We start from the raw sequence: 13,290 nt of genomic DNA, 5'->3' as shown, positions 1-13,290 counted from the left end.
CGTTATACTGAGCTCCCCAAATAAACAAGGTTCGGAAACTAGTCCCGAACCTTGTTAAACGTAATACTGAAAGCTTAATCTGCTACGTTCTATTTCTTATTGTAAAACTGGTCGAGGAAGAGATAGCGGCCCCGGTTTTTCTCGGTTTCCAGTCGTGTGTTTACGTCAATCTGCATATACTGAACACTATTTCCGCTGTTGGCGGCAGGCCAGTTCGGTAATCCAGAGCCATTTGGATTGCCCGTTTTAATGAAATTAGCAAAGTACTCCTGCATTGTTTTCGAGACTTTATAATCGTCGGGTGTCCAGGCATACACTTTGTTGCTCGCCAGATTGCCCATCGCATATTCGATCTCAGCCGAATGAACAGCACCCCGATCAGGTTGGCGTTTGGGAGCCGGTTGTCCGTCTCCTTTTACAACCCCACCAGCTAAACCAGCGGTTGCATTACCCATTGCAGCATTCATTTCCGGACGAGGGCGAGAATAGTAATATCGATAAACGGGTTTGCCGCCGGTTTTAGCTTGCATATCAGCCCATTTCCACGTACTGTAAGCCAGAAAACGGTCGCTGGCTAAATCGGTTGCTGTTTGTAACACTTCTTCTTCGTTGCTTGCCGGATACAGTTTCAGGACTTCATCCGCTTTCTCACCGTACAATTTTTTTACAGCACTAGCGTAATTTTCGGCGGTAGGAGCTTCTTTACCTAAAAGGGCTTGATGGCCCATTTCCTGCGAATTCCAGCCAACAAGCAGCGGTACATGCGACTGCTCGCCGGCTTCGAAAATTTCGATTGGTTGTTTGGGGAAGAAATAACCATCAATGGTTGATGAAAACCAGGGAACACCCGGTTTAGCCGTAGCTTCGAGCAACTTATCGGCAGGCATCGCCCGCAATTCTGCCAACGTATTGACGCCCGCCGTTTTAGCAAATGCAACGCCTGTTTCTTCAGCTTTAGTCAGCGGAATTGGTGGCAGTCCACCCAGCAGTGAACCGCTTTCGCCGATAGCACCTGCAAACAGGTTTTTTGACTGAGGTGATACCATCAGCGCACTTACCGAAATCGAACCAGCCGATTCACCGGCAATCGTTACTTTTTTAGGATCGCCACCGAAGGCCGCAATGTTCTGCTGAACCCAATGTAACGCAGCCGCCTGATCCATGTAGCCGTAGTTACCCGATGCGTGATTCGGAGACTCTTTGGTGAGTTCAGGGTGTGCGAAAAGGCCGAATACGTTCAGCCGGTAATTGACTGTAATCGCTACGATTCCTTTCTGCGCCATGCTTTCACCGTCGTAACGAGCTTCGGAACCGTCGCCCGCTACAAAGCCACCGCCATAGAAATAAACGAGTACCGGCAATTTCTCATTAGCCGATTTTGCGGGTGTCCAGACATTCAGGTAGAGGCAATCTTCGCTCATGCCATCAGAACGGAAACCCATATCGCCGAAGATGGGCCGTTGCATAGCGCGAGGACCAAAATGGTCGGTTTTACGAACGCCCTGCCAGTTTTTAACCGGCTGTGGTTCTTTCCAGCGTAAGTCACCCACTGGCGGCTGCGCAAACGGAACACCTTTAAACGCACGAATACCACTTGCTTCGGTAACGCCCTCCACCATGCCATTGACGGTTTTGGCTTGTGGTTTGGACTGAGCCAGAACGGCGGGTGCTGCCTGAATCATAAGTAGACAAAGAAGAAACGTAATTTTCATAGGGTTTGCGGATTTGAACGTAACACCTTGTATTGGCTGTCTTAGTGGTTGAAAATCGTATGTATTAGCCACTAGAAACAGGCTGGTACGTTCGGTTGAAAAATATCGGATTGTTATTGTATCAATTTGTTACAATAATAGTATGTTCGCTTCACAGTAGCAAATTTTTGTTAATTGCCCTAAAAATGAACCGCATGGCTGAACCACCGATTCCTAAAGTAAGCAACCCAACTGGTCAGGGATTTTTGCCGGGGCTAGCCATCGACCTGGTGATTTTCGGATTTCACGAAGGTCAGTTGAAGGTTTTACTATTGGAATATCAGAATACAGACTTATTCGCTTTGCCGGGTGGATTTATCCATACGACCGAAAATCTGAATGATGCCGCCCGTCGAATTCTGGTTGAACGTACCGGATTACACGATATTTATCTGGAGCAGTTTTACGTATTCGGCGATTACGCACGTTACGATGCGGCTAAAGCACCCATGACGGCAATCATGCGGGCCAAGGGGCTGACATCGGCAGAAGACCATTGGCTGTTACGTCGTTTTGTATCAATAGGATATTACGCACTGGTCGACTTTACCAAGGCGATTCCAACCCCCGATGTGTTATCAGATACCTGCGGCTGGTACGATTTTGTGAAGTTGCCCTCGCTGATGCAGGACCACGGGGTTATGGTTCAAAAGGCGCTGGAAACGCTACGTATCAGCCTCGATCACAACCTGATTAGTTTTAACCGATGGGCGGCTCCACTGTTACCCGAAACGTTTACAATGGGCGAATTGCAGAATCTTTATGAAACGATTTTAGGGCAAAAACTACACCGATCCGGTTTCCAACGGAAAATACTGGGCTCCGAAATTCTGGAAAGGCTGGAGAAAAAATACAGTGGGGGCGCACACAAAGCCCCGTATCTCTACCGCTTTACGCCTGAAAAAGCCCGGTCTTAAATGCAAGACTTTTTCAAAATATTCAGATGACATACAGTTTGGCTTGGCTTATTGAGAATGTTGAACGAGGAAAACGACTCAAGTTTCTCTTCTTCTGGGGTCATCAAAAAAGCAAAAGCGGTGATTTAACGGCTTCCTGCTTTAGTCAGTGGTGGCCTTCGCCATTTATAGTCGACAACGTCAGGTATAATACGGCTGAACATTGGATGATGGCTCAAAAAGCACTCTTATTTGGCGATAAAGAAGTATATACCAAAATCATTGCTGCCAAATCGCCAGCTGAAGCCAAAATATTTGGGAGACAAGTGCGTAACTTCGATGAGGCTACCTGGAACGACAAGCGCTTTGAGATCGTGGTTCAGGGTAGTTTACAGAAGTTTAGTCAGCATCCAGATCTGAAAGAATTTTTACTCAATACAAAAGAAAGAATACTGGTAGAAGCGAGTCCAGTAGATAAAATCTGGGGTATCGGTTTAGCGGCTGACAGCGAAAAAGCGGAAAATCCTAAACGTTGGGATGGCCTGAATCTGCTTGGTTTTGCGTTGATGGAAGTTAGAGATATGATTAAAATGTGATTCTACATTGATTATAAAACTTATCTGGCACAGAATAGTATAGTGAACATCTGTCCCATTCGGTCTAGCTTGCCTGATTTTGTGGGACTTACCTCTGTTTTGGTGACTCCGATTTAGTACCAACAATTATCACACTATATAATTGTTAAAGCTATTATTTATTGCCTCTTAAGGATAAAAAATAGTATTTTGTTGATATAGGATGGCGATCATATAATGAAAAAAATGCTGTAAATAGACTTTTCTAATATCTTCTAATTTGCTTCTCATGTCATTTTAATGTCTGGGTGTTTGCTTTGACTCAAAGTAACTCAACATTAAGCTATGCAACGCCGGAGTTTCCCCTTGATTTTGCTCTACGGCTTTGGATTGGCATTGGCTCTTTCTCTGGCGTTCAACGCATTTTTGCTGTATGAAAAAAGTCGCCATCTGAGTGTTTACGAAGATGAATTCGGCAACGCAGTCCGCCCGATAGATACGACGGTTTGGCGACAACAACTATCAGATTGTCAGCGTGATAATCAATTGAAAGACAGCCTTATTCGTCGGTATGAACCAGTGCCCAATGCACCTCCAAACCAGCAAGTTCTCGTTCAGCATCCCCCTGCAAAACAGTAGTTTTTTGAATTTCAAAACCCCTTGGTGGTCTACCATACTACGCTGTGACAACCAACAATAAACAAATCATGAAAAGAGTTCTCGTGCTCATGCTAATGAGTGCTTGCGCCTTAGTAGGGCCTACAAGCTGCTCGCATAAGGAAGAAGCAAAGGAAGAAGAAACCGAATTTCAGGTTACCAATCCGCTACAAAAGGACACCACGATCACCAATCAGTTCGTGTGCCAGATTCACTCCATTCAGCACATTGAATTAAGGGCGCTGGAGAAAGGCTATCTACAGAAAATTTTTGTGGACGAAGGCCAGTACGTTCGAAAGGGACAGCTCATGTTCCAGATTATGCCTGTACAATATCAGGCAGAACTACAAAAAGCTGAAGCCGAAGCCAATTTTGCGGGCGTTGAATACGCAAACACCAAGTTGCTGGCTGACAGCAACATCGTGTCGAAAAATGAGTTGGCGCTCTCCAAAGCCAAGCTGGACAAGGCAAAAGCTGAAGTGTCGCTGGCACAGGTTCATCTGGGATTTACGCAGGTAAAAGCCCCATTCGATGGCATTATGGATCATTTTCAGGTACGGCTGGGAAGTCTGGTTAATGAAGGCGATCTGCTGACTACGCTCTCCGACAACAGCAAAATGTGGGTGTATTTCAACGTACCGGAAGCCGAGTATCTGAACTATAAAACCCACGCTCAGGAGGAAAATATGAATAGTGTCAATCTCCTGATGGCGAACAATCAGGTTTTCGGTCATCCCGGTGTGGTTCAAACCATTGAGGCTGATTTTAATAATGAAACCGGCAACATCGCCTTTCGTGCTACGTTCCCTAACCCCAAAGGGCTTTTACGACACGGTGAAACCGGTAATATTCAGATGACGCTGCCGCTTAAAAGTGCCATGATGATTCCACAAAAAGCAACCTTTGAAGTGCTCGAAAAGAAGTATGTCTATGTGCTGGACAAAGACGATAAGATTCGGTCGAGGGAAATTACCATTGCAGCAGAACTGCCGCACATTTTTGTGATTAAATCCGGCCTGAATAAAAATGACCGAATCCTGCTCGAAGGCTTACGTCAGGTGAAGGAAAATGAAAAGATACATGCCAAATTCGTTCAGCCTCAGTCTGTTATTTCGAATTTGGAATTATACGCCGAGTAATACACTCATTATCTTAATCTGCAGAGACCATGTTTAGTAAATTCATACGCAGACCTGTATTTGCTATTGTCATCTCGGTGATGATAGTGTTTATTGGCGTACTGGCTATCAAGCAATTACCTATTTCTCAATTCCCGGATATTGCTCCCACAACGGTAAACATATTTATCGACTATCCCGGCTCCAGTGCCGACGTACTGGTGAAATCCACGCTGATTACGCTGGAACAGGCCATCAACGGGGTACAGGACATGCGATATATAGCGACCGACGCCACCAGCGCCGGTGAAGCTACCCTCCGGATTATTTTTGAACCCGGTACAGACCCGAACGATGCCGTTATTCGGGTAAAGACAAGGGTTGACCAGGTGATGCCGCTACTGCCCGAACTGGTTCAACGAGAGGGGGTTATCATCACGCCCATCCAGCCTAGTATGTTGATGTACATCAACCTCTATTCCAAGGAAAAGACTATTGATGAAAAATTTCTGTTTAACTACGCTACAGTTAAAATGATCCCTGAAATTCAGCGGACCAAAGGCGTAGCCAGGGCACAGATTTTGGGTAGTCGACGGTATGCCATGCGTGTTTGGCTAAACCCTGACCGGATGCGGGCCTATAACATCTCCGTCGAGGAAGTTATGAAGGCGCTGGGCGAGCAAAGTATCATTGGTCGGCCGGGTCGGCTTGGGCAAAGCTCTGGTATTGAGGCTCAGTCGCTGGAATATGTGCTTACTTATAAAGGACGATACAGTGACCCAAAAGAGTATGAAAGTATCATTATCCGGGCCAATGCCGAAGGGGAAAGCATACACCTGAGGGATATCGCCCGCGTTGAACTGGGTAGTGAATTCGTTAATATCTATTCCAACCTGGATGGGAATGCCTCGGCGGCTATTGTGTTACGTCAGAACTACGGCAGTAATGCCCGTGATGTAATTGAAGAAGTGAAAGCGAAGCTCGACGTAATGAAAGCCTCCTTTCCGCCGGGCGTGGACTATAAAATCAGCTACGACGTTTCTCAGTTCCTGGACGCGTCTATCGAACAGGTAACGCATACGTTGCGGGATGCCTTTATTCTGGTTGCCCTTGTCGTTTTCATTTTCCTGGGAGACTGGCGATCTACCTTAATACCGATTCTGGCGGTTCCGGTATCGCTGGTTGGTGCGTTTTTCGTGATGCAGCTTTTTGGGCTTTCCATCAATCTGATTACGCTCTTTGCTTTAGTGTTAGCCATCGGTATTGTGGTGGATAACGCGATTGTGGTAGTCGAAGCTGTCCACGCTAAGTTTGAGGAAGACGCGCATATAACCCCCTACAATGCAGTAAAAAAGGTGTTGGGTGAAATTAGCGGGGCCATTATCGCCATTACGTTGGTGATGGTAGCGGTATTCGTACCTATTTCGTTTATGTCGGGTCCGGTTGGTACGTTCTATCGGCAATTCTCTATTACGATGGCAAGCTCCATTGTGATTTCAGGGGTGATCGCGCTGACGCTCACCCCTGTATTGTGTGCCATGCTGTTGAAAAATAATCATGGTAAAGCCAAAAAGAAAAACATACTTACCCGCGTCCTGGATAGTTTTAACCGGGGATTTGATAAACTGACCGGCCGCTACGTTAGTCTGTTAAAACTGATCGTCAACCGCAGAATTCTGACGTTCCTCATATTAGGGGGATTCTGTCTGAGCATAGCTTACGAGAATGAAATTCTGCCCGCCGGCTTTATTCCGAATGAAGACCAGAGTACGATTTACGCCATTATCCAGACGCCCCCCGGTACTACGTTGGAAAAAACCAACCAGGTTTCTCAGCGCCTTCAGAAGATCTGTAAGGGCGTTGAAGGTATCGAATCCATCTCTTCGCTGGCTGGTTACGAGATTATGACCGAAGGGCGGGGTTCCAACGCTGGTACGTGTCTGATTAACCTGAAACCCTGGTCGGATCGGGAGCAGAACGTGAAGGAAATCATGGAAGAATTGGAGGGGAAATCGAAGGGCCTTGGCGCTACTATCGAATTCTTTGAACCACCGGCTATTCCTGGATTTGGTACGTCAGGCGGTTTCTCGATGCGTTTGCTCGACAAAAACACTGATACCGACTACCGTGATTTTGATGAAATCAATAAGAAATTCATGGCCGATCTGGGTAAGCGGAAAGAATTATCGGGTCTATTTACCTTTTTTGCTGCCAACTATCCGCAGTACGAACTGGAAATCGACAACAATCTAGCGATGCAGAAAGGCGTATCAATCGGCAAAGCGATGGATAATCTCAATATCCTGATTGGTAGTACGTACGAACAGGGCTTTACTAAGTTCAACCAGTTTTTCAAGGTGTACGTCCAGTCTGACCCTGGTTACAGAAGGCTCCCGTCCGATTTGCTGAAACTGTTTGTCAAGAATGATGCGGGCGAAATGGTACCTTACTCCGCTTTCATGAAGCTTAAAAAAGGCCAGGGTCCTAACGAAATCACTCGATTCAACCTGTATAATTCTGCTGCTATTCAGGGACTTCCGGCGAAGGGATACACTACCGCCGAAGCCATTGCAGCCATTCGGGAAGTGGCAAAGGGTTTGCCAAAAGGCTATGATATTGCGTTTGAAGGACTTTCCTATGACGAATCTATCCGGGGTAATGAGTCGCTGTACGTCTTCCTGGTTGTACTGGCCTTCGTTTACCTGGTATTGGCCGCTCAGTATGAAAGTTTCATCATTCCGATGGCGGTAGTGCTATCGCTGCCGGTTGGGGTTTTTGGTTCATTCTTAGTGCTAAAACTGATGGGGCTGGAGAACAACATCTACGCTCAGATCGGTCTGATTATGCTGGTTGGTTTGCTGGGTAAAAATGCCGTGCTGATCGTTGAGTTTGCTGTTCAGAAACGCCAGCAGGGCGCAACGATTCTGGACGCAGCCATTGAAGGAGCCAGGGTTCGTTTCCGACCAATTCTGATGACCTCATTCGCCTTCGTAGCCGGGCTTCTTCCCCTGATTATTGCCACGGGTGCTGGCGCAATTGGTAACCGAACCATCGGTGCTTCGTCGCTGGGTGGTATGTTGTTCGGCACCATTTTCGGGGTTATCATCATACCCGGCCTGTACTACATATTTGGCAGTCTGGCCGATGGCCGTAACCTGATTAAGGGTGAAGAAGATGATTCGCTTACCGATAATCTGGTTCATTCAGTAGATCTTTTCCCCCAACCTGAAGAAAGCGAAATCAATGACTAATAGATTAATAGCGAAGGGGTTAGGTATACTACTTATTGCCCTGATGAGTGCCAGCTGTAATGCACCTCGGCTGGCACTGAAAACAGAAAATAGAGCAGTGCCTGCGAGTTATAACAACTCGCAGGACTCGACAAATAGCGCACGGTCGGCATGGCGGACGTATTTTCCGGACCCCAATCTGGCAGCCCTGATTGATACGGCTTTGCATAACAATCAGGAGCTAAATATTACATTACAGGAAATTCAACTTGCCAGTAACGAAGTGCTGGCCCGACAAGGGGAATACCAACCGTTTGTTACGTTAGGCGGTGGAGCTGGCGCTGAAAAAGTGTCCCGCTACACCAGTAAGGGGGCGAGCGATGAAATATCGGAGATCAAACCTGGCAAAGCAACACCCGCTGTTTTACCCAATACGTACTTTGGGGCCTTTGCCAGCTGGGAAGTTGATATTTGGCACAAACTGCGTAATGCGAAGAAATCGGCTGTTCTCAATTATCTGGCGTCTGTTGAGGGGAGAAACTTCCAGATTACTAACCTGGTTTCCGAAATCGCCAATTCGTATTACGAACTGATGTCGCTTGATAATCAGTTGAGTATAATTCAGCAAAACATTGTCATCCTGAACAATGCCCTTTCTATTACCAAGCAGGAAAAGGAAGCGGCCAAGGTAACTGAACTGGCGGTACGTCGGTTTGAGGCCGAAGTATATAAAACACAAAGTCTTCAATACGAAATTCAGCAGCGGATTGTCGAAACGGAAAACCGGATTAATTTTCTGGTTGGACGGTTTCCACAACCCGTACAGCGTGATTCCCAGAATTTTGGTACGTTGACACCGGCTAAAGTTCAGCCTGGTGTGCCCACACAGTTATTGGAGAATCGCCCGGATGTCAGACAAGCTGAATTGCGGCTGCAAGCTTCCAAGATCGATGTGACTGTAGCAAGAGCCAATTTCTACCCTTCACTACGTCTTACAGCCGAGTTGGGCGTGATGGCCTACAACCCAATCTATCTGGCAAACCTGCCCGAATCATTATTTGCGTCGTTATTAGGCGATTTAGTTGGGCCGCTGGTCAATAAAAATGCCATCTCGGCCACCTACAAAAGTGCCAGCGCCAAGCAAATACAAGCCGTTTACGATTACGAACGTACTGTCTTGCGGGCGTACATCGAAGTGGTCAATCAGTTGTCGAATATGGGTAACCTGGATAAAAAGTACGTCATGAAAACAAACCAGGTCCAGGCGCTCACCCAGTCTACTAATATATCGCTCAAGCTATTCACTTCGGCCCGAGCCGATTACATGGAGGTGTTGCTGACCCAGCGCGACGTATTGGATGCCAGAATGGAACTTATTGAAACGCGAATGCAACAATTGAACGCCGTTGTCAATACGTACCGGGCATTAGGTGGCGGCTGGAGATAATTCCGGAACGCTACGTTGTTATCAGAAAAACGCTTACTGATATGACAGTAAGCGTTTTTCGTGTTTACCAATCAAATCGATAAAGGGTTTTCTTCCAATTACTACGTCTAAATTGAACAAGCAGCCCCATTTTTACGTAGTGAGATTAACAAATATCCTAACGTAATGGAATCCTCCAGCATTCAGCACAACCCACAACGACACCGTTTCGAGTTAGAAACCGATGGCAAACTATCCATTGTTGCCTATCACAAAGTAGATGACGATACGTTAGCTCTGACGCACACCGAAGTAGACCCCAGCCTGGAAGGTCGCGGTGTAGGATCGAAACTGGTGGAAGGCGTACTGCATTACGTTGAAGATCACAACATTAAAATTGTGCCGCTCTGTCCGTTCGTAGCGGCCTACCTGAAACGGCATCCCGACTGGAACAGAGTGGTTTCTACTACGCATTCTGTCAATGATTTCTAGCGAGTTGACTACTTTCGAGGCTGCGGAGGGTGAATGGGCGAAATCCGGTCGCCTTTACGTATCCAGCGCCAGAGGTCAATAGCTATGGTCGGGTAGATGGTAATACCTATGCTGTAATAGGTGCCGTTAAAGTTTTGATCGATGGCCGTCTGAAAAACGGAGAGTCGGTAACCTACCTGCGCGCTAAGTCCAACCCAGCGGGTAGCGCGCCACTGCGCATAAGCTCCCGCTTGTAATGGCACAAAAAAATCCTTTCGGTTGCGGTCTCTTGGCGTTTCTTCCCGGAGATTTAACGGAATCGCATTAGCCACTCCACCGCCCAATTCGACAGGTAAACTAACTTGCCATTTTTGATTGTTGGTGATATTGAACCAGTACAGCAGGCTCATAAACCACATATCGGAGCGGGTGTAATAATCGAGGTTGATACGTCGGGAGGCCGCCCGTCGCCAGTCGATCAGGCGCAGATACGTAGCGTAGTTAATCCAGTAATACCCAAGCGTAATTTGATGTCGTTTAATCCCAAACTGAATACCGGCATTTACGCCCCATACGTTGACATGTTGCCGCTCAAGAAATGAATCACGAAAATCGAGATTGAAGGCCGGAGCCAATTTTGGCCGTTTTAGACGTACCGAATCGGCCGGTGTTAACGTATCATTGCTGGCAACCAGCAAATTGCAGGCGATAAGGAAGGCAGCAACCATAATGCCTTACTAACTGAAAAAGGGGCTGCTGGGTTAGAAATTTTGATCGATTACCTATTTATCCAATCGCGGAAACTGCTTGCCCGTGTGGTAAGGAAACTGTGCCAGATGCCCAGCGCTACGTTGACTATTAAACCACTCACTAAAATAGACGCTTTTCCGAGAAGACTTGGGGAACCGAAAGTAACTATAAACGTTGCTAGCCAGACGATTACCATGCTGATTCCAATCAGCGTTCGTATTGCCTTGTTCATCTTATACGGATTCTGTGGCCTGTTCGGAACGTAGCTGCTTCGTTGTTTTGCGCGATCCGTCATGACTCCAGCCGGGCGGGCCGAAAATATAACCGATGGCCGCAGCAAACGATCGCGCCCGCCGTACATCGCGCCCGATGGCTGCCCACTCGTGAAAAGCGATACGTACCGGATTAAACGTATTAATATTAGTTGTTAGACCATACGTTGGCCGCTGATGTTCGTTCTGGAACGTACCGAAAAGACGATCCCAGATGATGAGTATACCTGCGTGATTTTTATCCAGATAATCCAGATCAGAGCCGTGATGCACTCGGTGGTGTGAAGGCGTATTGAAAATGAATTCGATAGGAGCCGGAAATTTGTTGATATGTTCCGTATGAATCCAGAACTGGTATAAGAGGCTGATCGACTGCATGGTCATGACAGCCACCGGCGAAAAGCCAATCAAGGGTAGCCAAATCCAGAAAACAAACGCTCCTGAAATATTGCCCGTCCAGGTCTGACGTAGCGCCGTGCCGAGATTGTACTTTATCGATGAGTGATGCACTACGTGCGACGCCCAGAAATATCGACTGCTGTGGCTGATGCGGTGAAACCAATAATAACTGATATCATCGGCAAAAAACAACGCTACCCACGCCCACCACTGAGCCATGTCGATGGTAAACAGCCGAAATTTATACACCAGCGAATACGTCCCAAAAACAATCAACTTTCCGACAAACCCGATGATTACGTTGCCAATCCCCATAGCCAGACTGCTGGCGGTGTCTTTGGCATCGTAATAATCTTTCTGCTGCTTAGCCGTAATAATTACTTCGGTAACCAGCAAAATAATGAAGCCGGGAATGGCGTACTGAATTAAATCCCGCATACTTTTTCTGACTTTTATGCAAGTTACGGTCTTACTACGTCAGATTCAAGTTAGGTTCACCCGAACATTATTGCTTCACAAATTCAACCCGTCGGTTCTGCGCTTTCCCTTCGAACGTAGCATTGTCTGCAATGGGTTTAGTTTCTCCATAACCCTTGGCAGTGAGTCGGGTAGCCTCTATGCCCATCGACACCAACTGCGATTTAACAGTGTTAGCTCGCGCTTCAGAAAGCTTTAGATTGCTGGCGTCGTCCCCATCCGCATCGGTATGGCCGCTCACATCAACTTTCAGGTTAGGGTTGGCGGTTAGTACGTTCACAATGGCGTTGATTTCGCCCATCGACTCGGGTTTCAGCGTAGCTTTATTCACGTCGAACAAAATGCCGTGCGAAATGTATTTTCCGTCAGTAAAGGCTTTCCCGATCAGATTCATATCGCCCCCGGCGGCTAGTTTGAAATTGCGGAACATCATGTTCTTGCCATCGCTGGCATCACCACCTACTAACAGCGAAGTGGCCTTGAAAATCACTTCTGGTACGACCAGCACTCTGTACTGATCGCAGTAAATTTTTACCTGATTGTCTTTCACGGCAATGGCGTAGTGATGCCACTTATTGAAGTAATTTTCGGCGGCAATCGCTTTAGGATATTCGCCATTCAGTTTAGTATCAGGGCCATCAAACACGGAATAATCGCGGTTCGATCTAATGTTCACGACGGGTTCCGTGTCATTCAAAAACTGAATGTAAATGCCTTCGTTGCTGTCGTAGGCCGCATCGAGGTAACTGTCGAACTCAAGTGTAAAGTTTTTGGGCAAATAGGCTGGCGTTTTCACACGGGGAGCCAATTTGGTGTAGTATTTAGTAATGAAAAAGGCTTTCTCATCGCTCACTTTATTAACAACGGCCTGACCTTCAATTAACTTCCAGTGCGGATCAAATTCGCCTGGCGGAGAATCGGCCAGGTCGTCGGCGAAAATAATTTTGTCGCCGGCCACGAAATCGTAATTCTGATACGCTTTGATATCCTGTGCCAGACAGGGGAGAGGAAGCAGGAAAATGCCCGCCAGAAAATTTTTCATGAAAAGATCGTAATAGGCCTGGTACGTAGTGAATGGAATGAATAACTGAACGTAACGATCTTTATCAAGTCACCCCAATAGCAAAATGGGCTCATCCTGACGGAGTTAAGCATCGTTCAGTCGCAAATCAACGCATTCGTGTTACCGGCGCTATTAATTCCCGATTAAAAAAAGCCTGACCACTACGTAGCAGTCAGGCTTTTTAGTTAGAGGTATAATCTAGATG

Annotated in this window: 11 protein-coding genes; 7 read left to right on the top strand and 4 right to left on the bottom strand. The window is 46.8% G+C overall.

What is annotated here, in order from left to right; all coding sequences use genetic code 11:
• Window positions 1-89: 89 nt before the first annotated feature.
• A complete protein-coding gene (locus IC229_RS21725; protein ID WP_190889122.1) occupies window positions 90-1,712 on the bottom strand; it encodes a carboxylesterase/lipase family protein in 1,623 nt (540 codons plus the stop codon).
• A gap of 194 nt (window positions 1,713-1,906) precedes the next feature.
• On the opposite strand from IC229_RS21725, the gene IC229_RS21720 reads away from it, so the two are divergent.
• From IC229_RS21720 to IC229_RS21690, 7 genes are all read left to right on the top strand, one after another.
• Window positions 1,907-2,668 carry an NrtR DNA-binding winged helix domain-containing protein gene (locus IC229_RS21720; protein WP_190889121.1) on the top strand — a complete coding sequence of 254 codons (762 nt, stop codon included), beginning with the start codon at window positions 1,907-1,909 and terminating at the stop codon, window positions 2,666-2,668.
• Window positions 2,669-2,694: 26 nt separating this feature from the next.
• Window positions 2,695-3,243, top strand: a complete 549-nt coding sequence (locus IC229_RS21715) for an NADAR family protein (RefSeq protein WP_190889120.1) — start codon at window positions 2,695-2,697, stop codon at window positions 3,241-3,243.
• 324 nt (window positions 3,244-3,567) lie between these two features.
• Window positions 3,568-3,861, top strand: coding sequence for a hypothetical protein (locus IC229_RS21710; RefSeq protein WP_190889119.1), 294 nt, complete (start codon window positions 3,568-3,570; stop codon window positions 3,859-3,861).
• Between the two features lie 68 nt (window positions 3,862-3,929).
• Window positions 3,930-5,018: an efflux RND transporter periplasmic adaptor subunit gene (locus tag IC229_RS21705; RefSeq protein ID WP_190889118.1), complete on the top strand. Its 1,089-nt coding sequence runs from the start codon at window positions 3,930-3,932 to the stop codon at window positions 5,016-5,018.
• Between the two features lie 29 nt (window positions 5,019-5,047).
• Complete coding sequence (locus IC229_RS21700; RefSeq protein ID WP_190889117.1) at window positions 5,048-8,248, top strand: efflux RND transporter permease subunit; 3,201 nt, start codon at window positions 5,048-5,050, stop codon at window positions 8,246-8,248.
• Window positions 8,241-9,674 carry a TolC family protein gene (locus tag IC229_RS21695; protein ID WP_190889116.1) on the top strand — a complete coding sequence of 478 codons (1,434 nt, stop codon included), beginning with the start codon at window positions 8,241-8,243 and terminating at the stop codon, window positions 9,672-9,674. The genes IC229_RS21700 and IC229_RS21695 overlap by 8 nt, the downstream gene beginning before the upstream one ends.
• Before the next feature lie 165 nt (window positions 9,675-9,839).
• On the top strand, window positions 9,840-10,145 hold the full coding sequence (locus IC229_RS21690; protein ID WP_190889115.1) for a GNAT family N-acetyltransferase: 306 nt from the start codon (window positions 9,840-9,842) through the stop codon (window positions 10,143-10,145).
• 8 nt (window positions 10,146-10,153) lie between these two features.
• On the opposite strand, the gene IC229_RS21685 is transcribed toward IC229_RS21690, so the two are convergent.
• From IC229_RS21685 to IC229_RS35940, 3 genes are all read right to left on the bottom strand, one after another.
• Window positions 10,154-10,852: a hypothetical protein gene (locus IC229_RS21685; protein ID WP_190889114.1), complete on the bottom strand. Its 699-nt coding sequence runs from the start codon at window positions 10,850-10,852 to the stop codon at window positions 10,154-10,156.
• A gap of 255 nt (window positions 10,853-11,107) precedes the next feature.
• Window positions 11,108-11,983, bottom strand: coding sequence for a sterol desaturase family protein (locus tag IC229_RS21680; RefSeq protein WP_190889113.1), 876 nt, complete (start codon window positions 11,981-11,983; stop codon window positions 11,108-11,110).
• A 67-nt stretch (window positions 11,984-12,050) separates the two neighbouring features.
• Complete coding sequence (locus IC229_RS35940; protein ID WP_190889112.1) at window positions 12,051-13,064, bottom strand: OmpA family protein; 1,014 nt, start codon at window positions 13,062-13,064, stop codon at window positions 12,051-12,053.
• Window positions 13,065-13,290 lie beyond the last annotated feature (226 nt).

The organism is Spirosoma profusum (genome assembly GCF_014699005.1).
Lineage (GTDB): Bacteria > Bacteroidota > Bacteroidia > Cytophagales > Spirosomataceae > Spirosoma > Spirosoma profusum.
Note: the sequence above shows the minus strand (reverse complement) of the source record. Positions and strands in the feature narration are given on the sequence as shown.